Source organism: Pleomorphomonas sp. T1.2MG-36 (assembly GCF_950100655.1).
Taxonomy (GTDB): domain Bacteria; phylum Pseudomonadota; class Alphaproteobacteria; order Rhizobiales; family Pleomorphomonadaceae; genus Pleomorphomonas.
Map to the genome: position 1 here is coordinate 406,939 of NZ_CATNLY010000023.1, position 21,047 is coordinate 427,985.

Sequence of the window (21,047 nt, forward strand, 5' to 3'; positions counted from 1 at the left end):
CACTCCTCCTCGTCGGTGGGCACCTCCGCCTGTCACCGAACATGACAATAGCCTTCCGGTTCAGGCCTGACCAGCCGGAGCGGACATAAGTCATACTAATTGATCGATGGCCGCATCTACTCGTGCGGCCAGGCCTGGAAAAGCGCGGTCCGCTCGGCGGCGGCGGTTAGCGCGGCAAGACGAGGATAGTCGGCCAAGGACACCACGTCCGGCACCAGGGCAGAAATGAAGGTTCCCGCCACGGCCAGCGTGATGCCCGCCTCGCTCGGGGGCGGCCCCAGCAGCCAATCGGCGCCGCCGATGTCGGCCTCGATGGCCGAAAGAGCTGCCTTGAGCTGTCCGGCGACACGATCGAGCCATGGCTGGTGCTGCTTTTCGGCCGGGCGGAGCTGGCGCTCGTAGACGATCTGGACCGCCTTCTCACACGCTGCAAGGCCCAGCCCGGTCAGGCGAACGTCGAGACCGGCCAATCGCCCGTCAGCCGGACCGAGGGTTTTGCCGCCGGCTAGCACCTTCAGGGCATAATCGATGATCAGGGTGGAATCGAGCAGCACGACGCCATCGTCGGTCACCACAGTGGGCGCCTTGACCACCGGGTTGATGGCGGCAAAGGCGTCATAGTGACGAAAGACCGAAAGCGGCTCGTGGGCGAAGGGAACATCGAGGGCGGCGAGCGTCAGCGCGGTACGGCGGACGTAGGGCGAATCGAGCATGCCAATAAGGCGCACGGCAAACCTCCGATGAATACGGAATCGCGTTCAGCGCGACGACGCGCCGCTACCGTAAGGCAAAAGCGAGGTGGAGTGGAGCAGACTTCGGCACCCGAGCGACGGATGTGGCCAACGCCGCAGGATCGAAGCTCACCCAGCGACGGCGCGCCGCTCCCTCTCCAGCGACGCCGGCGAGGTGACCACGTCCGGCAGGGAGGCCGGCCGGCCGAAATAGTAGCCCTGGAAGCACTGGCAGCCGGCAGCCTTCATGAGGAGATACTGTTCCTCGGTCTCGACGCCCTCGGCAAGAACGCGGGTGCCGAGCGCGCGAGCAAGCTCGGTGATCGCCGTGACGAAGGTCATGTCGACGTCGCTTGACCCGGCTGCGTGGACGTAGCTCTTGTCGATCTTCAGGCAGTCGAAGTGGAACTTCCGCAAATACTGCAAGGAAGCGAAGCCGGACCCGAAATCGTCCAGCACGATCATCACGCCGGCCGCCCTCAGGCCGTCGAGGTTTGCCCGTTCGACCGAGCCGAAATCCAGGAACACGGTTTCAGTGATTTCGAGCACGAGACGGCTGGCCGGCAAGCCGGAGGATGCCAGTTCGCCGGCAACGAAGGCGGCAAAGCCCGGCTGCTTCAGCTGGACGGCGGAGACGTTGATGCCGAATTGATACCGGCCGTAGCGGACCGCATCGCGAATGACGCGGCGGATCACCCACTCGCCGACCTCTTCGATCAGCGTGGACTGCTCGGCAACGGAAATGAACTCGGCCGGCGGAATGGTGCCGCGCAACGGATGGTGCCAGCGAATGAGGGCTTCGAAGGCGGTCTGCTCCTCGCCGTCCTGCGCCATGATCGGCTGGTAATGCATGTCGAGCTGGTTGAGGTAGATGGCGGCCCGCAGTTCGCGGGTGAGGAGCCGGGTATAGCGGTCGTCGACCAGCATGCGGGCGTTGTAGGACAGCACCGTGCCACGCGCCTGCTTGGCCTTGTAAAGGGCGAGGTCCGCAAGGTTGACCAGTTCGAGCGCGATATGCGTGTCGTCGGGCGCCATGGCGATGCCGGCCGTTGCGGACAGGCGCATGGTGCGGCCGTTGATCTGCACCGGCTGCCGCAGCCGGTCGAGCAAGGCCTTTACCCTCTGAACCACCTCGCCGCGCGAGGAGCAGTCGGTGAGGAGCAGCGCGAACTCGTCGCCGCCAAGCCGACCGACGACGGCGCCGGGCAACTCTTCGCGGCAGATGCGGACCACCTGGGCCAGCGCCTCATCGCCGGCGGAATGGCCGAAGGTGTCGTTCAGAGCCTTGAGGTGGTCGAGATCGAGCATGACATAGGCATGCCGACGCTCGCCGGACGTTTGCACCCGACGCCGCAATTCCTCGAGAAAATCGGCGCGCGTCAGGGCCGACGTGACGGGGTCGACCCGGGCCGAGCTTTCGGCGCGCTCCTCGCCCTGCATCAGAGCGAGACTCTTGCGCATCAGCACGAAGCCCACGGCGACGATCAGCAGAAGAAGCAGGGTTTCCGAAACGAGCCCTGTCAGCAGGCCGGGCTGCCAGGAGACCGGCAGCGTGCCCAGGCGGACGAGCATCAAGGCCATTGCAGTAGCAAGACAGGAGGCCGCGAGCGCTCCGACGAGCAACGAAACGCGCCGACTGACGCTCAGCGCGGTCTGAAGTTGTTTTCCGAGCGCCATCCTACACCTTTATGTCTAGGCAGATTTACCGCGCTCTTATGAATTTTTCGCAAATTCCAAGTCGAGATTTTGAACAGATCAGCCAAAAGTCTAACAAATGTCATGACTTGAGTGACGGGTAACGAGAAGCGGCAATACTTCGTTGCCGGCTAAGCAAAGCCGTGTCCGGTTCGGCCGGCGCCACGCCCGTTTTCCCCGCCCGGTCACGAAAAAGGACGGTCCCGCCCGAAGGGGGACCGTCTATATCGGGCGCGCTGCCCGAGGGAGGGGAAATGACGCGCCCCGACATAATATCCGGGAAGAGTGAGCGTCAGGCAGCCTTGAGAGCCGCCTGGTTGGCCGACCCCTCGGCGATCTTCGTCAGGCCGAGATCGGTCGCCTCTTCCTCGGCCAACGTCTCCTTGAGGAGCTTGGCGGCCTGCTTCTGTCCGATCAGCTCCGCCCAGCGGCACATCGTGCCGTAGCGCGCGATCTCGTAATGCTCGACCGCCTGCGCGGTGGCGATCAGGCCGGCATCGATGGCGTCGGAACCGGCGAAGGACTCAAGAACCTCCTCGCCTTCCTCGATGATGCCCTCGATGGCGGGGCAGGTCTTGCCGCGCGCGGGCTTGCCGATGAGTTCGAACACCTGCTGCAGGCGCTCGATCTGGACTTCGGTTTCCTCGCGGTGCTTCTCAAAAGCGGCCTGGAGCTCCGGCGACTGCGCGCCCCGGGCCATTTTCGGCAGGGCCTTCAGGATCTTGCGCTCGGCGTAGTAGACGTCCTTGAGCATGTCCAGGAAAAGATCGTCGAGTGACTTGGTCTTCATGGCTTCACCTCTGGGGCTGAAAGGAAGTTGCCCCTTTCAAACCGGCGGCGGGACGGATTGTTCCAGGCGGTCATGACGCCGAAGCCGCGTTCATTCCACCGGCCGTACGGGAACAATCGATGGCTTGGGCGATTTCACTACCTCCAACCACCGGAGGTCAAAAATGCATTTTCCGTCCTTCCCTTCGTTCCCGGCTGCCGACGCTTTCTGCATTCTGCTCGCGGGGGGACAGGGAACGCGGCTTCACGAACTCACATCGACCGAATGCAAGCCCGCCATGCCCTTTGCCGGCGGCAAGCTGGTCGATTTCACGATTGCCAATGCCATGCGGTCGGGAATGCCGCAGGTCCTGGTGGCGACGCAATACCTGCCGGCCAGCCTGACCCGACACCTTGAAACCGAGTGGCGGCACCAGTTTCCGGGCGGCATCGAAATACGCGATGGGTATCGGCTGCGGTCCAACGGCTATCGGGGCACGGCGGATGCCGTGCGCGCCAATCTCGCGGAGATCGCGGCAAGCGGCGCCGAGGAAATCCTCGTTCTCTCCGCCGATCATGTCTATCAGATGGACTATCGCGCCATGCTCGAAAGCCATCGAGCTTCCGGCGCCAAGGTGACCGTCGCCGTGACGAGAGCGCCGCTGGCGCAGGCGTCCAGCTTCGGCGTACTGTCGGCGGACTCGGACGGGGTGATCGCCGATTTCGCCGAGAAGCCGGCGCGCCCGCATCCCACCCCCGACGATCCCACGCATGCGTTGATCAGCATGGGCGTCTACGTGCTGGACCGCCGGTGGCTGTCCGAGATGCTGGCTTTCGAAGACGGCATGGACGACTTCGGACAGGACATTCTGCCCGAAGCGGTTCGCCAGGGCGTGGCGCGGGTGCACCAGCCCACTACGAACGGTACCTTCTATTGGCGCGACGTCGGCACGCTCGACAGCTATCGCCTCGCGCAGTTGGACTTCATCGATCCCGCCAGGGCGCCCCTTCCGCTGCCGGCCGCCACCGTCAAGCCCTCGCGGCAGATGCTGCTGGCCGCCGAGCGAGGCTCGGTGCTGCTGCCGGGCGCCCGTCTGGGCTACAGGACGCGCGTCGAGCGCGCCATCATCGCCCCCGGTGCGATCGTGCCGGACGGTCTCGTCATCGGCGAAGATCCTGAAGACGATCAGCGCTGGTTCCGCGTCACGCGCGGCGGCACCGCCCTGGTGACCGCAGCCATGCTGGACCGGTATCGCGAGGAGCGGCCACGGCTCCACCTCATCACCCTGCCCTTCCTGCCGGCACGAAGCTCCTAGGCTTCGCGTCGCCCCTCGGTCGGCGTCCTCGCCGGCCAGACCAACACGGAGATATCCCATGAGCAGCGAGACCCCATCGGGCGCGCCCCGCTATCCGGACTACCCGAAACCGCCCTTCCCCAAGCAGACCCAGCAGCTTCCGGGCAGCTTCAGGCTTCTTGAGCCGGCACCCGACCATGGCGAGGAGAGCTGGCGCGGCGCCGGCCGGCTGGAAGGCATGGTCGCCCTGATCACCGGCGGCGACAGCGGCATCGGCCGTGCCGTTGCCATCGCCTATGCCCGCGAGGGCGCCGACGTCGCGCTTTCCTTTCTGGAGGAGCGTGAAGACGCCACCGACACCGCGCGCCTCGTGACCGACTGCGGGCGCCGCTGCCTGCAGCTGCCGGGCGACATCGCCGATCCAGCCCACTGCCGCGACATCGTCAAGCGGGTGGTCGACGAGTTCGGCCGCATCGACATCCTCGTCAACAACGCCGCCCACCAGGACACATTCGACAGCCTGGAGGAGATTCCCGACGAGGAATGGCAGCGGACGTTCGCCGTGAACATCCATGCCATGTTCTACCTGGCCAAGGCGGCCGTGCCGCACATGCAGCCGGGCGCATCGATCATCAACACCGCCTCGATCAATGCCGATAGCCCGAGCCCCAGCCTGCTCGCCTATGCCACCACGAAGGGGGCGATCCAGAACTACACCGGCGGCCTCGCGCAACTTCTCGCCGAGAAGGGCATTCGCGTGAACTGCGTCGCGCCCGGGCCGGTTTGGACACCGCTCATTCCGGCCAGCATGTCGGCGGAGAAGACCTCGCAGTTCGGCGCCAACTATCCCATGAAGCGGCCGGCGCAGCCGGTGGAGCTCGCGTCGGCCTACGTGATGCTGGCCGAACCCATGTCGAGCTATGTATCGGGTGCCACCATCGCGGTGACCGGCGGCAAGCCGCTGATCTAAGGCGAGAAGCCCCTTCCAAGACGTCGGCCCGCGCCCATCCGGCCAAGTGCCGGAGCGCGGGCCTTTTCTCGACATGGCGAACAGACAACCAGAGCGACAAACCGGAACAATCGATCGATCCGCCTGTTGTTGATTGAGGCCGGTCCGAGGCCGGAGATCGACGAGAGGAGAGATGACAATGGCATACGGGCGAGATGACCGCGATTATCCCCGCAACCGGGGCGACGATCGGCAGCGGCTCAGCGGACGCTGGGTTCAGGACGATGACACCGGCTATCTGCGGCGGCGCTTCGAGGACTTCGGTCCCGGCGAGGACTCCCATGATGGCAGAAGCGATCGGGAAGGCTTGGATTATGGCGACCGGCGATATGGCCGCGGCGCAGGCGGCTACTACGGTGGCTCCGATCGGCCCTTCGAACGGGAGGGAGGCCACGCCTTCGACTTTGCCCGGCGCGATTCCGGCCGGTCCGATATTGGCGGGCGGGTTGGAGATCCGTCTCTCGGCGAGACGGACCGCTTCTCCGACGGCGAGGGATATGGCTCGCGTTTCGGCAGCGGCCCTGATCCGCGCTACGGCGACCGGACCGGCCAGGATCCCTCGCGCAGCTCGCCGCGAGGGGGCTGGCCGCAGAGAGACAACTGGATCAGCCGCTACGTGGCCACCGACGCCCGATCCGGCGAACAGGGTTCGTCGGGACAATCGGGGTCGTTCCGCGGCAAGGGGCCGAAGGGGTATGTGCGTTCAGACGAGAGGATCCGGGATGACGTCAGCGACCGGCTGAGCGATGAGGATCGCCTGGACGCTTCGGACATCACCGTCGAAGTCTCGGGAGGGGAAGTCACCCTTTCCGGCTATGTCGACTCACGGCTGGCCAAGCGAATGGCCGAGGATTGCGCCGAACAGTGCGCTGGCGTCGGCCATATCCAGAACAATCTTCGTGTGCGTTCGGCCGTCGATTCAGGTGCGAACCCAACCGGCTCGGCAACCGAACAATTCGGCGATAAGCCAAAGACAACAGACGTCTAGGCGTCCTCTCGCCAACCGCCCCGGTTCGCGATCCGCACGAACCGGGGCGGCGAATTGAAACCGACCGAAGATAAACCGACCATTTCGCAGGAGATTCCGGTTTCGGCGCGCTTTGCCAGGTAATAAGGTTTTCAGACGGTGCGCCTATGCTGTAGCGATCATGTCTTCAAACCATCTTCTCCCAGACGACCCATGCGGCGAACAACGACCTGAGGGTGACCTTGACCAGTTGAAGGCGACAGCCCGACGACTCGTCGATGCCATCGCCGCCGAGCCGGTGCCGGAGCGCTTGCGCGAGCTGGCCGTGCAGCTCGGCGAGTTGATCGACCGCCAGCGGGAGAAGGGCGACACCCAGCGATCAGAGTGAGCCGCTGAGGGGGCCGCCGCCGCGAGATACGCGACGGCTTGTTCAATCGACCTGCTACAATCCGGGTCACATTACCGGCGTGCCGGCAGACCGGCTTCGTCGCGAGCCAGGAAAATGCGCGTCGTCTGATCGAGATGATCGAACAACCAGTCGGCCATATCCTGTTCTTCGGCGAGGTTCTCTTCGAAAATCGAGATCGCCGTGGTGTCTTCAAGAACGGCGGCCGTCGAGATCAACACCTTGTAGGCGGCGATTTCCATCTGCTCGAAAGTGTAGCTCGCCATCACGCCCTTGATCACCTCGTCGTCGGCAAACATGCCGCCGAGAGCCTGACCGAGGGCCGTCGCTTTGCCAAGCGTGTCCTTGACCACGGAGGCGCCGCTATCGCGCCCTTCAAGCAGCTTCCGGAGGGATTCGGCCTGGCGCTCAGTTTCGGCGACGTGCTTTTCCATCCGGGCACAAAGGACCGGATAGTTCTCGAGGCGCGACAACATGCCGCGCATCATCGTCAGGGCCTGTTCTTCCATGGCATGGGCGTCGCGAAGCCAGGCCAGATAGTGTTCACGGATATCGTCCATGGTCTTGCCCTCCTGGGGGATGTGGCGATGAACTCGTTCGGCGTGCACCTCGGAGAAGGAAAGCAAGGCTGTCTTCCTCCAACCGCCGGCGCTTGAAACCGTTGCGGCTTGCCGTTCACGAGACGGCAGCCTCGGCGCATCCTCACGGCGCGCGAATAATCCAACCGATAACCCCTAGAGAAGTTCCATCCCGATTGGTTCGCTGTTGGCGTTGCCAGCTCTCGGTCGACCGCCTGAGCCGATAGCTAGATTTCCTCGCCCATGGCGGTGCGCAGCATTCGGCGGCCACGATTGATGCGACTTTTGATCGTGCCGATGTCGCATTCGAGGATTTCGGCGGCCCTGGCGTAACTCTCCTCGAGCACCACCACCAGCACGATCGCCTCGCGATAGTGGACGGGCAGCTCCTCCAGGGCCTGCTCAAGCTCCCTGATGCGCACCTGCCATTCCTGGGGCGCCGAGATCGTCGGTTGCTGGGAGGCGCAGTCCTCGTCGCCCGTTCGTTCCCGGTTTCGCTTGATGCAGTTGGAATAGAAGCGATTGCGCATGATCGTGAACAACCAGGCCCGCAAGTTGGTGCCGGGCGTATAGCTGGAGATGTTCTCGATCGCTCTCAGCAGGGTTTCCTGGACCAGGTCGTCGGCATCGGTGGCGTTGCCACACAAGGAGCGCGCAAAGGCACGCATAGCCGGCAAGTAAGAAAGAATATCATCGGACATCATGATGCGCTTTTGAGTTTCGAGCCGATATGGACCAACGGGCGGTCGCAAGATCGGCCACCCGCTGAATTGGACGAAACGCTTCCAACTGAATTCCTCAGACACGAAACGGTTCCGTCTTGCATCCCATTCACACGAAAATTGCCGCCGGACGCAGACAACCATCAGTGTACGTCAAGGTGTGTTCCGGTTGAGGCGAAATACCCTGGCACCGGCAGTGGAACTATTGCCGCTGCGGGACGTTGAAAAGGCGGTGCGGTGAGGTCGAAACATCGCCTCCGCCGCTCTCCAAAGTCACCGGCAGGTGCCGTCTCTCGGCTCCGCTTGACCGGCAATAACCCCAACGTCCGAGGAGATTCCGATGAAGCTCGCCTCACTCTGCATGGCCACCGCTCTTGCCTTCAGCACCAGCGCGTTTGCCCAGACCTCCACCGAACCGGCCACCCCTGCGCCGGACCCCGCCGCGCCGACGGCACCCAACACGCCTCCGGCGCAGACGAGCCCGTCCGACGAGAACCTGACGCCGGGCGCCAACAGCTTCACCGAGGCGCAGGCGAGGTCCTGGCTCGAAGAGGCCGGCTATACCGAAGTGACCGGCCTCGTTCAGTCCGAGGACGGCATTTGGCGCGGCCATGCCCGCCGCAACGGCGCAACCGTCGCCGTGGCCGTCGACTACAAGGGCACCATCAGCACTGAATAAGTGCGGCGCCTCCCGACCGGACAGCCTCTAAGCCACAGTCAAAAGCGACACACTGGGAAGGATAGCATCATGAGCACGCACACCCGACTTTACGACACTTGGTCCGACGCCATGGCGGTCGTTGATCGTCTCCGCGCAGCCCGGATCTCCAATGACGACATTTCCGTCATCTCCCCCGAAAGCGAAGACAATCGCGTGAGCGACGGCGCCGAAGCCACGGCTGCCGGGTCCGGCATCGGCGCGGTGCTCGGCGGAGGCGCCGGCGCGCTTGCTGGCGTCGGCATGCTCGCCATTCCGGGCCTCGGCCCGATCGTGGCGACCGGCTGGTTCGTATCCACACTGGCCGGCCTCGCGGCCGGCGCGGTGGCCGGCGGCGTGGCGGGCGGCATCGTCGACGCGTTGACCAGTTCCGGCCTCACCGCGGAAGAGGCGCAGGTCTATGCCGAGGCCATCCGGCGCGGCGGCACCATGGTGACGGTGCGCGTCGACGACAGCGAGGACGCCATGGTGGCGCGCCTTCTCGATGAAACGCCACCGGTCAATCTCACCGAGCGCGAACAGCTCTACCGCGAGAGCGGGTGGACGGGCTTCGACCCGACGCTGGACCCGCGCGTCGACGACCTGACGCGCCGGCCGCCGCCGGGCTGACGCACCGCTCCCCTGCCTTTTGTTGGGCGGCCGCATCACGGAGCGGCCGTTCGACACACACCGTCGCCCGTCTCGCCCCTTTCCCGGGGCGGGCGGGCTGTCGTGTGCGCCCACGCCACCGGCCGCTAGCTTCCACTTTCCCGTGTCACTGGTTCCCAGATCGGGAGACGTCCATGTTCCCGCAACCCATCGACCACGCCGACCGCTTCGACGCCATTCGCCGGGCCAATCGGCGCCGCCCTGCCACGGTTGTCGGGGCTTTCGACCTGACCCCGCATATGCGCCGCATCGTCCTGCGGGAACTCGAACCCGTCTCAGACAGGCCGGCCAAGCCCGCCGAGTGGATCAAGCTGCACGTTCCCTGGTCCGGCGAGGGGCGCAAGCATGGCCGGGCCTACACCGTCCGCGACCGCTCCAACGGCCGGATCACCATCGACATGGCGATGCATGACGGCCTCTGCGCAAGCTGGGCGCGCCGCGCCCGCCCAGGCGATCGGGTGGAGATTTCCGGACCCCGGCATGGCTTCAGGCTGGCTTGGCCACCGGACGAGTTGTTGCTGGGCGCCGACGAGACCGGCCTTGCCGCAGTTGCGACCATCGTCGCCGGTCTGCCGCATGACACGCGCGGCAAGGTGTGGCTGGAAGTGCCCGACGAGCGCGACGTTCTGCCGCTCGACGCGCCACCGTCCGTTGCCGTGCGGTTTCTGCCGCGCGGCGCGGCTGAGCCCGGGCACCTGTTGATGCGGGCCATGCGCACCGCAGCCATAACACCGACGACGGCGGTCTGGGTGGCGGCCGAGCGCGCCGCCGCGCTGGAACTGCGCGAGCATTTCGAGGCGGCGCTGCCGCCCCACCAGGTTGTCACATCCGGATATTGGCGTGTGCCCTGCCGCGAGCCGGCCGTCCACGATCCTTTCCCAGAACATGCGAGGCCGGCATGAGCGGAGCGAGTTCCACGACCCTCTTTGCGCGCTTTGCTTCGGTCCTCTCCGAATGGTCGGGACGACCGCCGACCTTCGCCCTTGCCGTGGCGATCCTTCTGATCTGGGCGATTTCCGGCCCCGTCTTCGGCTTTTCGGCAACGTGGCAGCTCGTCATCAACACCCTGACGAGCATTGCCACGTTCTTGATGGTGTTCATCCTGCAGAGTTCGCAGAACCGGGATGGCAAGGCCTTGCAAGCCAAGATCGACGAACTGATCCTCAGTTCGGAGGCGCGCAACCACTTCGTCGGTATCGAAAGGCTCGACGAGGAGAGGCTGCAAGACATCTGCGCCACGCTGCCCGATCCGGCCAGGGACGACTGCGAGGGTGAGATACCGGCGCTGAACGTCGGCCTCGCCCGGTCGGGGTGAGGCCGACGTATAGGCTTACTCGGAGATACCGCGCTGGCGCAGCCAGGCCCGCATTTCCGCAATCTCGCGCGTCTGCATGTCGATGATCTCGCGGGCGAAGTGCTGGTTCTGCGGGTCCTTGCCGAACTTGAGCACGATGTCCGCCATGTCGATAGCGCCCTGGTGGTGCGGGATCATGCCGCGCACGAAGGCGGCATCCGGATCCGCATCGGCAATGCCGCTCATCATCGGTCCGTGCATTCGGTCCATGGCGAGGCGATAGGCCTCCTCGGCGGTGGCGGCGTCGGACACGCCGCTCATGCCGGTGACGCCATGAGGATGCTCGGCATTGGGCGTGTGGGTGAGATACTCGGCCGGCGCCGCGCCGACGTTGCCCTCGGCACCGTAGATCGCCACGTGCAGCCCCCAATACCCGGAGGCGAAGACGACCAGCGCCGCCGCGATGCCGGCCGGCACGCCGGCCAGCGCCCGTTTCACCGCAGGCAGGAAATGCACCTCGCGGGTCCGATCGGCGGCGATGGCGACGATGATCGCCATGATCAGGGCATGGCCGATCAGGTCGACGCGCCCGAAGGGATAGACGGCGGCATTGAAGATGACGAAGAGAGCGATGGCCGACAGGCGACGCACCAGTGGCGTCCAGATCAGGCCGAAGCCCATGGTGAACTCGGCGACGCCGGCCATCGGAATGAACACGTCGCGTGGCATGCCGAAGGTCAGGAAGGGCTTCTCCACCACCAGCGGATAGAACCAGTCGGGATAAGCGAACTTCTCAAGGCTCGACCACATCAGCGCGATGGCGACGCCCCAGCGCAGCACCTCGAAGCGACGCGCCCGCAACTCCGGGTTCGGCAGCGCCTCCAGCACCAGATAGGCGGCGACGCCGACGCCCAGCGCCAGATAGTCCAGAAGGTGGAAGATGTCGTAGTCGCGCAGGGCCAGCAGCCACAGGCCGATGATGCCGGCGGCGGCTAGCGGCTGCGTGCGGCGCGAGAAGATCAGCGCGGCGATCAGGAGCTGCATCCACGACACCCACTCCGCCGGCGTCTTGAGATCGGGCGTCAGATAGACGCCGCCGATGGCGAAGATGGCGACGAAGAAGGCGCCGATGACGACGCGGACGAAATCGTCGAGCCGCAGCCAGAGCGGATCGGTGGCACGATCGAGGCCCTGCAGGATGGCCTCCCCAGCCGACGACCGCTCGACGAGGCGGGTGGCAAGGAAAAACACGAGGACGAGGAGAATGCCGGTCCAGAACCAGACGTTGCCCAGCGTCGCCGCGATCGGCTGCGGCGGCGCGCCGACAATGTAGGGCGCGAACCATTTAACGTGGGCGGCGGCGGGCGAGGCGGCGATGAGGGGCAGCAGCATGGCGCCGCCAAGGAAAAGGACGAGTTTCGGGGAAAATGGCCTTCGCATCGCAGCTCTCCGTCGCTGGTTTCGCACTCCCGGCGTAGCGGCCGGGTGCCGTCTTGTCCGAACCCTTGGGTCGTCGGCTGAGTTCCAGCCCGACGATCCGTTGGCCGGATCGGCATCACGCGTTCATCGGCGGCGATCTAACGATAATATGAGAATCATTCTCAAGTTAGCAGTAACCCGCACTTGTTTGGAATCATTCCTAACAGGAAGAGGAAGGGTCTACGCCGCTTTCACGAGAAGGCCGGAGGCGAGGGCCAGGAAAGCCTCGGTGGCCTTCGGCAGAACCTCCTGCGGCCTGTCGCTGGCGGCGATCCACAGCGCGGCGTTGAGCGCGCCCCCGCTCAGAAGCCTTGCCACCGCCTCAGCATCGAGAGGCTTCACGACCCCTTGCTCGATGAGCCGCTCCACCGCCTGTTTGGTGACCTGAAGGCAACGCCCCTGGCTCGGCCATTGCGAGGGGTCGCCCAGCACGGCAGGGCCGTCGAGAAGCACGATGCGCTGGACCTCGGGGTCGAGCGCCATCTCGATATAGGCCACGCCCTCGGCCAGCATGCCCAGCCAGGCGTCCGCCGACCGGGCGCCGACCCTTTGGGCGCGCGAGGCCATTTCCGTGTCGATCTGGTCGACCACCGCCGCCATGAGGCCGCGCTTGTCGCCGAAGTTATGGTAGAGCGCGCCGCGCGTCAGCCCGACGCTGGCGGTCAGCTCATCCATGGACGCGGCGGAATAGCCCTTCTCCGCGAAGGCCTTGCGCGCTGCCGCGATCAGCTTGCCGCGGTTCTCCTCCATCGTCTCCTGACGCCGCCGTGCCACCGGTTCCGCTCCATTTCGCATACGTCACGTATATGAACTTGACATACGGATCGTATGCGAGTTAGTTCACATACGCATCGTATATCAAATGATGACGCGCGGGAAGCCGAGCCATGGCCGCGCCCGCATCCCTATCCAGCAGCAAAGCGAGATCGACATGGCCCAACGTGACGCCATCTTCCCGGCCAACCGGCACACCCTTTATGAAGCGCACGGATACTCCGCCGCCATTCGCTCCGGCGATCTGCTGTTCGTGTCCGGACAGGTCGGCAGCCGTCCGGACGGATCGCCCGAGCCCGACTTCGGCCGCCAGGTTCAGCTCGCCTTCGACAACCTCAAGGCCGTGCTGGAAGCAGCCGGCTGCACCGTCGACGACATCGTCGACGTCACGACGTTCCACACCGACCCGGAACAGCAGTTCGGGGCGATCATGGCCGTCAAGGAGCAGGTGTTCAGCCAGCGCCCCTACCCCAACTGGACGGCCGTCGGCGTAACCTGGCTGGCCGGCTTCGACTTCGAGATCAAGGTAATCGCCCGGATTCCCGCTTCGGCAAAAGCGTAAGGCGCCCGAACCTCGGGGCGCCGGCTTCTCCAAAACAGAACCCCGTTGGTGGCAGACAAGCTCCAACGGGTTCTTTCCGCGTCCGGCACGCCGAGGGGAAAACGACGGATGGAAGGGCTTTTCGAAGCATCCCGCCCCGACGGCCCTGTTCCGCTCTTGGACGACGACCCGACACTCTGCGAGAGGAGCACCGTGGGCACGGCGGGATAGAGGCTACATCAAGCGGTGCGGTGGTGCTCCAGCCTGCTATGGCGCACTTCGGTGTGAACGAAGGGCTCGCTGTTGAAGCGCTCAGCATGTCCCGAAAGATGAGGCAAAACAGGTAAAGCGAGCGAAACAAACGCTGCTAATCTATTGTCTCATCAACGTTGAATTGGAGAAATGGTGCCTGAGGGCGGAATTGAACCACCGACACTACGATTTTCAGTCGCATGCTCTACCAACTGAGCTACTCAGGCACTTGCCGCGATCCACTGGGCGTTTGGTGTCGTCCAACGGCGAAGCACGGGCCTTATAGATAGTCCTTGCGGACCTGTCCAGAGGGTTTGACGGGAAAAATCAACTACGCCGGCAAGGAATGGAAAGACGAGCCATTTCAAGGGCGAAGCGCAGCCCACCTCGCCGCATCTGGGCGAGGGCCGCCTCAGGGACGGCCATCGCCCTCGTCATCGGGCAAGGGAAGATCGTCGTATTCGACGACGGGGATCGAATAGGCCCCCTTCAGCCACCTGTTGAGGTCGACATCCTTGCAGCGCTTGCTGCAGAAGGGCTTGAAGACCGGATCGGTCGGTTCGCCGCAGTTGGGGCAGCGGGGGCCCTTCGGCGCGACCATCAGGCGATCGCTCCGTCGGCCCAGCGCGCACGCACCGGGTAGCGGGCGGCTTCGAGCAGGTTGGCCGTCTCGTGCAGGGGCAGGCCGACCACGGAGGAATAGGAGCCGGACACCGAGGCGACGAAGGCGCCGGCGAAGCCCTGGACGGCATAGCCGCCGGCCTTGCCCTGCCACTCGCCGGAAGCGAGGTAGTCGGCCATCTCCTGCGACGACAGGCGCTTGAAGCGGATACGCGTCTCGACCAGCTTTTCGCGCAGGCCGGACGGTGTGGCCAGCGCCAGACCGGTGAAGACGCGGTGCGTGCGGCCGGACAGCAGAGCGATGCAGCCTTCGGCATCGGCGAAGGTTTCGGCCTTCGGCAGGATGCGGCGACCGACGGCGACCACCGTATCGGCGGCGAGCACCAGCACCTCGCGGCCCGGATAGTCCTGCAGCGGCACGCGATGGGCGGCGACCTCCGCCTTGGCGCGGGCGAGACGGCGGGCAAGACGGCGCGGCAGCTCGGCCCGACCCGGCGTCTCGTCGATGTCGGCCGGCAGCAGCAGGTCGGGCGCTATGCCGATCTGGTTGAGCAGCGCCACGCGGCGCGGACTCGCAGATGCCAGAACCAGGACGGGACGGTTGGTCATCGGGAGCGCACCCTAGACAGCTCGGCGTGGAGACAGCCGCCCGCATCCCGGATCGAGCCGGGGCGGCTCGCCGCCTCCTTGCGCCGCTTACTTGAAGCGATAGGTGATGCGGCCCTTGGTGAGGTCGTAGGGCGTCATTTCGACCAGAACCTTGTCGCCAGCCAGGACGCGGATGCGGTTCTTGCGCATGCGGCCGGCCGTATGAGCGATGATTTCATGGTCGTTCTCGAGACGAACGCGGAAAGTCGCGTTGGGCAGAAGTTCCGAAACGACGCCTGGAAACTCCAGGACTTCTTCCTTGGTCATGCGGGCATTGATCCGTTTTCGGGAATTGGTGGCGGATAACTATCCGAAATGCGCCGCAAAATAAACCACCCAGGCCGAAAAACGCAGAGAAAAGCGAGTGGAAGGACAGACGTAGCGGTCGGCGCCCCCTCGATCAACCGTTCTCCGCCTTCGCCCCCATCTCCCGCACGCCCTCGCGACGCGGTTCGAAGGACGGCGTCCAGCCGAGTCGCTTCTTGATGCGGGCCGTGAGCTGGTCGCGAACGGCCCGATATTCGTCGAGAATGCGCTCGCGTGAGCCGGAAGCCAGCGTCGGGTCGGCGGTGGGCCAGTATTCGGCCTCCACCGAATTGTAGCGTGTGTATTCGAGGGCCTTGTGGTGGGCTTCCGGGGCAAGCGATATGATCAGGTCGAAGTTGCTGTCCTCGAGATCTTCGAAGGTCTGCGGCTTGTGACGGGAGATATCGAGGCCGATCTCGTCCATCACGGTCACGGCGAAGGGATCGAGCTCGCCACGGCGGGCGCCGGCGGAATCGACGAAGATCTTGCCGGGAAACAGATGGCGGGCGATGGCCGCCGCCATCGGCGAGCGCACCGCATTGAACGAGCAGGCGAACAGCACCGCGCCGGGCTGCTTCACCTCCGCCTCTGTGTCCTCCTCGTCCGTCATGAGCCTCCCATCGGCCAAGCCCGCGCTTCGATCAGACGGCGAACCCTGTGTCGCCCGGCATGTTCCATCCCTTTGTTGTCACGCAACTCCGGAGGCAAAACCGGTCCCCCTTCTGCTGGAGTTGCTCCAGGCTTCGGTTCAGCCCTTCCAGCGCAGCACGGCGATCAGCGTGAACAGCCGCCGGGCTGTCAGCTTGTCGATGGCGATCTTGTCGGCCAGCTTGTCGCGCAGGATCTGCGCGCCCTCGTCATGCAGCGCTCGCCGGCCCATGTCGATGGCCTCGATCTGGCTCGGCGTCGAAACCTTGATCGCCTCGTAATAGCTGTCGCAGACGAGATAGTAGTCGCGGATGATGCGGCGGAAGGGCGTCAGCGACAGGATGTGGGTGGTGACGGGCTCGCCGTCGGCGCGGAAGATCTGCAACACGAGGCGATTGGAGACCAGCGACAGCCGAAGGACGAACTCGCCGCCGGGCGCGCCCACCGGCTCGAAGGAGTTCTGCTCCAGAAGATCGAAGATCGCGACTTGCCGTTCGTGCTCGACCTCGCGCGAAATCTGGCCGATCGAGGCGGCATCGAGGGTCACCGATACGAGGCGCCCGGTGATACTGTCGGTGTCGGTCACGACTGTCCTCCGCGAAAAACGTCGCCGAGGCATAGCACGGTCGACCCGCCCCACGAAGCCGGCAAAAGTCGACCCGGGCAGGAGTTTTACGCATGCCTCGTCCCTGCCGCCCATCGCGCCCCGCGAAGGCTCGACACCGCTTGACACCGGCCCTGCCTAGCAACACATAGCGGACGCGCGCCGGTTTTTCCGGCCCCCATCATCCACAAGAGCGAGACCATGACGCAAACGGAACGTCACAGCTTCGAGGCCGAAGTTTCCCGCCTGCTGCACCTCATGGTGCATTCCGTCTATTCCAACAAGGACATCTTCCTGCGCGAGTTGATCTCCAACGCGGCCGATGCCTGCGAGAAGCTGCGCTATCTCTCCATCGCCGAGCCGCAGCTCGCCGGAGAAGGCGGCTTTGCCATCACGCTATCGGCCGACAAGGACAAGAAGACGCTCACCGTTGTCGACAATGGCATCGGCATGAGCCACGACGAGCTCAAGGACAATCTCGGCACCATCGCCCGCTCGGGCACCCGCGCCTTTCTCGACGGCCTTGCCGACAAGGCCGAGGGACAGGCGCTGATCGGCCAGTTCGGCGTCGGTTTCTATTCGGCCTTCATGGTGGCGAACCGCGTTCGCGTCGTTTCGCGCAAGGCTGGCAGCGAAGAGGCATGGGCCTGGGAGTCGGATGGCGCCGGCACCTTCGAACTGACGCCGGTCGAGCTTGCCGACGCGCCGGCACGCGGCACCGTGGTCGAGCTGTTCCTCAACGACGACTCGCTCTCCTACGCCGAAGAGCACACGCTAGAACGCATCGTACACGAGTATTCGGCGCACGTGCCGGTACCGATCCGCTTCGGCAGCGGCGAGGACGCGCGCGAGCTGGCCGACGGTTCGGCCCTCTGGGTGAAGCCCAAGTCCGCCGTGACGGCCGACGAGTACAAGGAGTTCTATCACCACGTCGCCACCGCCTGGGACGAGCCGGCGCTGACGCTGCACTACCGCGCCGAAGGACGGCAGGAGTACAACGTGCTGCTGTTCGTGCCGCGCGAGAAGCCGTTCGACCTGTTCGACCCCAGCCGCAAGGGCCGGGTGAAGCTCTACGTGCGGCGCGTGTTCATCACCGACGAGGCGGACATCCTGCCGGCCTGGCTGCGCTTCGTGCGCGGCGTGATCGACAGCGAAGACCTGCCGCTCAACATGTCGCGCGAGATGCTGCAGAAGAACCCGGTGCTGGAGACGATCGCCAAGGGCGTCACCGGCCGCGTGCTGTCGGAGCTCTCCAAGCTGGCCGAGACCGACGCCGACCTGTTCCAGAAGGTGTGGTCGTCCTTCGGCGCGGTGATCAAGGAAGGCCTCTACGAGGCGCCGGAGCGCCGCGACGAGCTGTTCAAGGTCGTCCGCTTCAAGACCACCACCTCGGGCGACGGCTGGCGGTCGCTCACCGACGTCGTCAAGGACTTCAAGGAAAACCAGACCGCGATCTACTACGCCCTCGGCGAAGACGAGAAGCAGGTGCTGGCCTCGCCGCATCTCGAAGGATACGCGGCGCGCGGCCTTGAGGTGCTGATCCTCACCGATCCCGTCGATGCCTTCTGGGTGCGCACGGCGCTCGGCTTCGAGGGCAAGCCCTTCAAGTCGGTAACGCAGGGCGAGGCGGACCTCGACAACGTCAAGCCGCTCGAGGCGGACAAGGCCGAGAAGCCCGGCGCCGAGATGGCCGGCCTCGTCGCGGCGCTCAAGGACGCGCTGAAGGACGACGTGGCCGACGTGCGCCCGTCGGTCCGCCTCGCCACCAGTCCGGTCTGTCTCGTCGCCTCCGATTTCGGCCTCGACCGCATGACCGAGAAGCTGGTCGCCCGCCAGGAAGGCAAGGCTGCCCTCGGCAAGCCGGTGCTGGAACTCAACGCCGGGCACAGCCTGATCAAGGCGCTGGCGGCCAAGGCGGCGGCCGGCGATACGGCGGCGGTGACGGCGGCAGCGCCGCTCCTCTTCGGACAGGCGCGCATTCTCGACGGCGAAGCGCCGAGCGACCCGGCGGCTTTCGCAGCCTCCGTCGCGTCCCTGCTCGAAAAGAGCCTCACCTGAGACGGATCGGGGCGGAGGGGCATGCCCTTCCGCCCCCCAGGTGCTTGGACCGGCCGGTCTACTTCTGTTGATACTTTCAGATTTCAGCATATTTCCGGGCGGAGGAGAGAACTCTACGCTTTTGGTCAAGAAAAGCACGTAGTATTACCCGCGCTCTCCGATCCGAAATCCTTCGTTAACAAAGCAAGCTTGTAATACCCCTCAGATGCATTTTGCCTCGGGGGTATTCATGACTATTTCCCTCAAGACTTCGCTGATGGCGACCATTGTCGCGCTGCTGCTGATGACTTGCGGCCTCGGATGGGTGGCCGTCTCCCAGCTGTCGGCCGCCAACGAGCGGATCAGCGAGTTCGCGGATCACAAGCTGCCGCTGGTCAGAAGCCTCGGAGAAATCCGCTATGCGACGACGCGCCTGCGCGTCCGTTCGGCCCGCCTTGCCCAAATCACCGATGCCGGCGAACGGCAGAAGGCCAAGGATCTTGCCGACCAGTCGATCGCCGACGTCGACAAGGCGGTGACCGAGTTTGCCGGCCTGATCGCCGACCTGCCGAAGCAGCAGGAGGTGCTGGCGGCCTTCAAGGCGAACTGGCCGACCTATGTCGCCATGCACAACGACATCTACCAGAAGATGGTCGACGGCAAACCGGATGAAGCCTCGGCGATTCTCAACAAGACGTCGCAGCCGCCGTTCAACGCCGTCATCGCGGCGCTGCAGTCGGGCATCGATCAGATCAATGCCGACACGGCCGTAGCCCAGGCCGAGGCGGTCGCCGATTATCGCAGTGCCTTCGTCCTCACGGCCGGCACCATCACGGCGGGCCTCGTCCTGGCGCTCGGCGCGCTTGCCTTCGTCTTCTACGGCGTGGTCCGGCCGCTGCATCGGATTACCGACGCGATGGGCGAGGTGGCCGGCGGCAATCTCTCCGCCGCCATTCCCCATGCGGATGCGAAGAACGAAATCGGCAAGATGGCCGGTACGCTAAAGGTGTTCCGCGACGGCCTCATGGAGACGGAACGGCTGCGGCTCGCCAGTGCCGAGGCCGAGGCGAGCAACCGCGAGCGGCTCATCGCCGAGCGCGCCGCCATCGCCGACCGCTTCGAGGAGGCTATGGGCACGCTGGCCGAAGGCTTCGTCCACTCGTCGAGCGAGGTCGCCGACGCAGCCCGCAACCTCGCTTCGACCGCCGAGGAGACCAGCCGGCAGGCCCAGGCCGTCGCCGGCGCCGCCGAGACCGCGTCGGAGAACGTCCAGACGGTGGCGGCCGGCACCGAGGAGCTTTCGGCGTCGGTGCGCGAGATCACCACCCAGGTGACGCGTTCGGCCGATATCGCCCGCACGGCCGCTGGCGAAGCCCAGCGCTCAAGCGAAAACGTCAAGGCGCTGTCCGCCTCGGCGCAAGGCATCGGCGAGGTGGTCGAGCTGATCCGGGCGATCGCCGAGCAGACCAACCTCCTCGCCCTCAACGCCACCATCGAGGCGGCTCGCGCCGGGGAAATGGGCAAGGGTTTTGCCGTCGTCGCCTCAGAGGTGAAGAACCTCGCCGGCCAGACCGCGAAAGCCACGGAAGAGATCGCCAGCAAGATCCAGGAAATGCAGGCGGCGACATCCGTCACCGTCGACAGCATCTCGCTGATCGTCTCGACCATCGGCACCATCCAGGGCGTCACCCAGTCGATCGCCGGCGCCGTCGAGGAGCAGGGCGCCGCGACGACGGAGATTGCCGGCAACACTCACAAGGCCGCCAACGGGGCGAGCGACGTCACCGAGAACATTTCCGGTGTCGGTACCGCCGCCGAGATGACGGGGTCGGCCGCGACGCAGTTGATGTCACTCTCCGGCGCGCTGCAAACGCAGGCGGCCGACCTGAAGGGCGAGGTTGCCAACTTCGTCAAGAGTCTCAGGGCGGGTTGAGCGAGGCCACTACACCCAGGCAGGAATGCGCGGCTTCAGTCGCGCATTTTTGTTGAGATTCTCGCACTTTGGCGCGTTGCCGACCGTGTCGGCGAGGACTACCTCTTTACTGCGGATTGAAGATCCGAGGCAAAAAAGGAGCGTGCCATGATCAAGAACGTCGGCTCGACCGACCGCCTCGTCCGGCTCATCGCCGGTCTCATCCTTCTCATCATCGCAGTGCCATCGCTCGCCGGCATGGCCTTCGCCGGCCTCGGCGGCTGGGCATGGCTCGTGGGTCTCGTCGGCGTCGTCCTGGTGGCGACCGCGCTCCTGAACTTCTGCCCGGCCTACACGCTCATCGGCGTCAACACCTGCAAGACCGACAAGTAGC

The 21,047-nt window shown here is 65.1% G+C and carries 24 protein-coding genes and 1 tRNA gene; 12 read left to right on the forward strand and 13 right to left on the reverse strand.

Going from position 1 to position 21,047, the window contains the following annotated elements; genetic code table 11:
- Nucleotides 1-116: 116 nt before the first annotated feature.
- The 3 genes from QQZ18_RS13310 to QQZ18_RS13320 form a co-directional block, all read right to left on the reverse strand.
- Entirely contained in the window at nucleotides 117-728 is a 612-nt protein-coding gene (locus QQZ18_RS13310) for a glutathione S-transferase (protein WP_284541405.1), read from the reverse strand.
- A gap of 132 nt (nucleotides 729-860) precedes the next feature.
- Nucleotides 861-2,303 carry a putative bifunctional diguanylate cyclase/phosphodiesterase gene (locus QQZ18_RS13315; RefSeq protein ID WP_284541406.1) on the reverse strand — a complete coding sequence of 481 codons (1,443 nt, stop codon included), beginning with the start codon at nucleotides 2,301-2,303 and terminating at the stop codon, nucleotides 861-863.
- 415 nt (nucleotides 2,304-2,718) lie between these two features.
- Nucleotides 2,719-3,216, reverse strand: coding sequence for a YciE/YciF ferroxidase family protein (locus QQZ18_RS13320; protein ID WP_284541407.1), 498 nt, complete (start codon nucleotides 3,214-3,216; stop codon nucleotides 2,719-2,721).
- Between the two features lie 163 nt (nucleotides 3,217-3,379).
- On the opposite strand from QQZ18_RS13320, the gene QQZ18_RS13325 reads away from it, so the two are divergent.
- The 4 genes from QQZ18_RS13325 (at nucleotide 3,380) to QQZ18_RS13340 (ending at nucleotide 6,853) form a co-directional block, all read left to right on the forward strand.
- Nucleotides 3,380-4,510, forward strand: a complete 1,131-nt coding sequence (locus QQZ18_RS13325) for a glucose-1-phosphate adenylyltransferase family protein (RefSeq protein ID WP_284541408.1) — start codon at nucleotides 3,380-3,382, stop codon at nucleotides 4,508-4,510.
- Nucleotides 4,511-4,568: 58 nt separating this feature from the next.
- Nucleotides 4,569-5,459, forward strand: coding sequence for an SDR family oxidoreductase (locus tag QQZ18_RS13330; protein WP_284541409.1), 891 nt, complete (start codon nucleotides 4,569-4,571; stop codon nucleotides 5,457-5,459).
- 346 nt (nucleotides 5,460-5,805) lie between these two features.
- Nucleotides 5,806-6,486, forward strand: coding sequence for a BON domain-containing protein (locus QQZ18_RS13335; RefSeq protein ID WP_284541410.1), 681 nt, complete (start codon nucleotides 5,806-5,808; stop codon nucleotides 6,484-6,486).
- Nucleotides 6,487-6,715: 229 nt separating this feature from the next.
- Complete coding sequence (locus tag QQZ18_RS13340) at nucleotides 6,716-6,853, forward strand: hypothetical protein (RefSeq protein ID WP_284541411.1); 138 nt, start codon at nucleotides 6,716-6,718, stop codon at nucleotides 6,851-6,853.
- A 71-nt stretch (nucleotides 6,854-6,924) separates the two neighbouring features.
- Here the strand turns inward: QQZ18_RS13340 and QQZ18_RS13345 are convergent, their stop codons facing one another.
- Nucleotides 6,925-7,497 carry a ferritin-like domain-containing protein gene (locus QQZ18_RS13345; protein WP_284541412.1) on the reverse strand — a complete coding sequence of 191 codons (573 nt, stop codon included), beginning with the start codon at nucleotides 7,495-7,497 and terminating at the stop codon, nucleotides 6,925-6,927.
- A 179-nt stretch (nucleotides 7,498-7,676) separates the two neighbouring features.
- Nucleotides 7,677-8,153 carry a sigma-70 family RNA polymerase sigma factor gene (locus tag QQZ18_RS13350; RefSeq protein WP_284541413.1) on the reverse strand — a complete coding sequence of 159 codons (477 nt, stop codon included), beginning with the start codon at nucleotides 8,151-8,153 and terminating at the stop codon, nucleotides 7,677-7,679.
- 358 nt (nucleotides 8,154-8,511) lie between these two features.
- Between QQZ18_RS13350 and QQZ18_RS13355 the strand changes: the two genes are divergently transcribed.
- The 4 genes from QQZ18_RS13355 (at nucleotide 8,512) to QQZ18_RS13370 (ending at nucleotide 10,852) form a co-directional block, all read left to right on the forward strand.
- Nucleotides 8,512-8,850 carry a PepSY domain-containing protein gene (locus QQZ18_RS13355; protein WP_284541414.1) on the forward strand — a complete coding sequence of 113 codons (339 nt, stop codon included), beginning with the start codon at nucleotides 8,512-8,514 and terminating at the stop codon, nucleotides 8,848-8,850.
- 69 nt (nucleotides 8,851-8,919) lie between these two features.
- Nucleotides 8,920-9,498: a hypothetical protein gene (locus tag QQZ18_RS13360; RefSeq protein ID WP_284541415.1), complete on the forward strand. Its 579-nt coding sequence runs from the start codon at nucleotides 8,920-8,922 to the stop codon at nucleotides 9,496-9,498.
- 173 nt (nucleotides 9,499-9,671) lie between these two features.
- Nucleotides 9,672-10,439 carry a siderophore-interacting protein gene (locus QQZ18_RS13365; protein ID WP_284541416.1) on the forward strand — a complete coding sequence of 256 codons (768 nt, stop codon included), beginning with the start codon at nucleotides 9,672-9,674 and terminating at the stop codon, nucleotides 10,437-10,439.
- A complete protein-coding gene (locus QQZ18_RS13370; RefSeq protein ID WP_284541417.1) occupies nucleotides 10,436-10,852 on the forward strand; it encodes a low affinity iron permease family protein in 417 nt (138 codons plus the stop codon). The genes QQZ18_RS13365 and QQZ18_RS13370 overlap by 4 nt, the downstream gene beginning before the upstream one ends.
- Nucleotides 10,853-10,867: 15 nt before the next feature.
- Here QQZ18_RS13370 and copM read toward each other — a convergent pair whose 3' ends face one another.
- The gene (gene copM / locus QQZ18_RS13375; protein WP_284541418.1) at nucleotides 10,868-12,271 is read right to left on the reverse strand and encodes a CopM family metallochaperone; all 1,404 of its coding nucleotides are present in this window, start codon (nucleotides 12,269-12,271) and stop codon (nucleotides 10,868-10,870) included.
- A gap of 219 nt (nucleotides 12,272-12,490) precedes the next feature.
- On the reverse strand, nucleotides 12,491-13,084 hold the full coding sequence (locus QQZ18_RS13380) for a TetR/AcrR family transcriptional regulator (RefSeq protein WP_284541419.1): 594 nt from the start codon (nucleotides 13,082-13,084) through the stop codon (nucleotides 12,491-12,493).
- A 157-nt stretch (nucleotides 13,085-13,241) separates the two neighbouring features.
- Between QQZ18_RS13380 and QQZ18_RS13385 the strand changes: the two genes are divergently transcribed.
- Nucleotides 13,242-13,646 (forward strand): RidA family protein, encoded by a 405-nt coding sequence (locus QQZ18_RS13385; protein WP_284541420.1) that lies wholly within the window; start codon nucleotides 13,242-13,244, stop codon nucleotides 13,644-13,646.
- A 382-nt stretch (nucleotides 13,647-14,028) separates the two neighbouring features.
- Here the strand turns inward: QQZ18_RS13385 and QQZ18_RS13390 are convergent.
- From QQZ18_RS13390 to QQZ18_RS13415, 6 genes are all read right to left on the reverse strand, one after another.
- A tRNA-Phe gene (locus QQZ18_RS13390) sits at nucleotides 14,029-14,104 on the reverse strand.
- Between the two features lie 185 nt (nucleotides 14,105-14,289).
- On the reverse strand, nucleotides 14,290-14,478 hold the full coding sequence (locus tag QQZ18_RS13395) for a DNA gyrase inhibitor YacG (protein WP_284541421.1): 189 nt from the start codon (nucleotides 14,476-14,478) through the stop codon (nucleotides 14,290-14,292).
- Complete coding sequence (locus QQZ18_RS13400; RefSeq protein WP_284541422.1) at nucleotides 14,478-15,107, reverse strand: Maf family nucleotide pyrophosphatase; 630 nt, start codon at nucleotides 15,105-15,107, stop codon at nucleotides 14,478-14,480. The genes QQZ18_RS13395 and QQZ18_RS13400 overlap by 1 nt, the downstream gene beginning before the upstream one ends.
- Before the next feature lie 87 nt (nucleotides 15,108-15,194).
- A complete protein-coding gene (gene infA, locus QQZ18_RS13405) occupies nucleotides 15,195-15,413 on the reverse strand; it encodes a translation initiation factor IF-1 (RefSeq protein WP_026784394.1) in 219 nt (72 codons plus the stop codon).
- Between the two features lie 133 nt (nucleotides 15,414-15,546).
- Nucleotides 15,547-16,062, reverse strand: a complete 516-nt coding sequence (locus QQZ18_RS13410; RefSeq protein WP_284541423.1) for an arsenate reductase ArsC — start codon at nucleotides 16,060-16,062, stop codon at nucleotides 15,547-15,549.
- Nucleotides 16,063-16,200: 138 nt separating this feature from the next.
- On the reverse strand, nucleotides 16,201-16,719 hold the full coding sequence (locus tag QQZ18_RS13415) for a UPF0262 family protein (protein ID WP_284541424.1): 519 nt from the start codon (nucleotides 16,717-16,719) through the stop codon (nucleotides 16,201-16,203).
- A 186-nt stretch (nucleotides 16,720-16,905) separates the two neighbouring features.
- Here QQZ18_RS13415 and htpG point away from each other — a divergent pair, with 186 nt between their 5' ends.
- The 3 genes from htpG (at nucleotide 16,906) to QQZ18_RS13430 (ending at nucleotide 21,046) form a co-directional block, all read left to right on the forward strand.
- A complete protein-coding gene (gene htpG, locus QQZ18_RS13420) occupies nucleotides 16,906-18,762 on the forward strand; it encodes a molecular chaperone HtpG (protein WP_284541425.1) in 1,857 nt (618 codons plus the stop codon).
- Between the two features lie 229 nt (nucleotides 18,763-18,991).
- Nucleotides 18,992-20,674: a methyl-accepting chemotaxis protein gene (locus tag QQZ18_RS13425; RefSeq protein ID WP_284541426.1), complete on the forward strand. Its 1,683-nt coding sequence runs from the start codon at nucleotides 18,992-18,994 to the stop codon at nucleotides 20,672-20,674.
- A gap of 147 nt (nucleotides 20,675-20,821) precedes the next feature.
- Nucleotides 20,822-21,046 (forward strand): YgaP family membrane protein, encoded by a 225-nt coding sequence (locus QQZ18_RS13430; RefSeq protein WP_284541427.1) that lies wholly within the window; start codon nucleotides 20,822-20,824, stop codon nucleotides 21,044-21,046.
- Nucleotide 21,047 lies beyond the last annotated feature (1 nt).

Bases quoted from the DNA above. Each gene is read 5' to 3' on its own strand.
- QQZ18_RS13315 (WP_284541406.1), bottom strand. From the start codon at position 2,303: ATGCTCGTCCGCCTGGGCACGCTGCCGGTCTCCTGGCAGCCCGGCCTG.
- QQZ18_RS13320 (WP_284541407.1), bottom strand. From the start codon at position 3,216: ATGAAGACCAAGTCACTCGACGATCTTTTCCTGGACATGCTCAAGGAC.
- QQZ18_RS13325 (WP_284541408.1), top strand. From the start codon at position 3,380: ATGCATTTTCCGTCCTTCCCTTCGTTCCCGGCTGCCGACGCTTTCTGC.
- QQZ18_RS13330 (WP_284541409.1), top strand. From the start codon at position 4,569: ATGAGCAGCGAGACCCCATCGGGCGCGCCCCGCTATCCGGACTACCCG.
- QQZ18_RS13350 (WP_284541413.1), bottom strand. From the start codon at position 8,153: ATGATGTCCGATGATATTCTTTCTTACTTGCCGGCTATGCGTGCCTTT.
- QQZ18_RS13355 (WP_284541414.1), top strand. From the start codon at position 8,512: ATGAAGCTCGCCTCACTCTGCATGGCCACCGCTCTTGCCTTCAGCACC.
- QQZ18_RS13360 (WP_284541415.1), top strand. From the start codon at position 8,920: ATGAGCACGCACACCCGACTTTACGACACTTGGTCCGACGCCATGGCG.
- QQZ18_RS13365 (WP_284541416.1), top strand. From the start codon at position 9,672: ATGTTCCCGCAACCCATCGACCACGCCGACCGCTTCGACGCCATTCGC.
- QQZ18_RS13370 (WP_284541417.1), top strand. From the start codon at position 10,436: ATGAGCGGAGCGAGTTCCACGACCCTCTTTGCGCGCTTTGCTTCGGTC.
- copM (WP_284541418.1), bottom strand. From the start codon at position 12,271: ATGCGAAGGCCATTTTCCCCGAAACTCGTCCTTTTCCTTGGCGGCGCC.
- QQZ18_RS13385 (WP_284541420.1), top strand. From the start codon at position 13,242: ATGGCCCAACGTGACGCCATCTTCCCGGCCAACCGGCACACCCTTTAT.
- QQZ18_RS13395 (WP_284541421.1), bottom strand. From the start codon at position 14,478: ATGGTCGCGCCGAAGGGCCCCCGCTGCCCCAACTGCGGCGAACCGACC.
- QQZ18_RS13400 (WP_284541422.1), bottom strand. From the start codon at position 15,107: ATGACCAACCGTCCCGTCCTGGTTCTGGCATCTGCGAGTCCGCGCCGC.
- infA (WP_026784394.1), bottom strand. From the start codon at position 15,413: ATGACCAAGGAAGAAGTCCTGGAGTTTCCAGGCGTCGTTTCGGAACTT.
- QQZ18_RS13410 (WP_284541423.1), bottom strand. From the start codon at position 16,062: ATGACGGACGAGGAGGACACAGAGGCGGAGGTGAAGCAGCCCGGCGCG.
- QQZ18_RS13415 (WP_284541424.1), bottom strand. From the start codon at position 16,719: ATGCCTCGGCGACGTTTTTCGCGGAGGACAGTCGTGACCGACACCGAC.
- htpG (WP_284541425.1), top strand. From the start codon at position 16,906: ATGACGCAAACGGAACGTCACAGCTTCGAGGCCGAAGTTTCCCGCCTG.
- QQZ18_RS13425 (WP_284541426.1), top strand. From the start codon at position 18,992: ATGACTATTTCCCTCAAGACTTCGCTGATGGCGACCATTGTCGCGCTG.
- QQZ18_RS13430 (WP_284541427.1), top strand. From the start codon at position 20,822: ATGATCAAGAACGTCGGCTCGACCGACCGCCTCGTCCGGCTCATCGCC.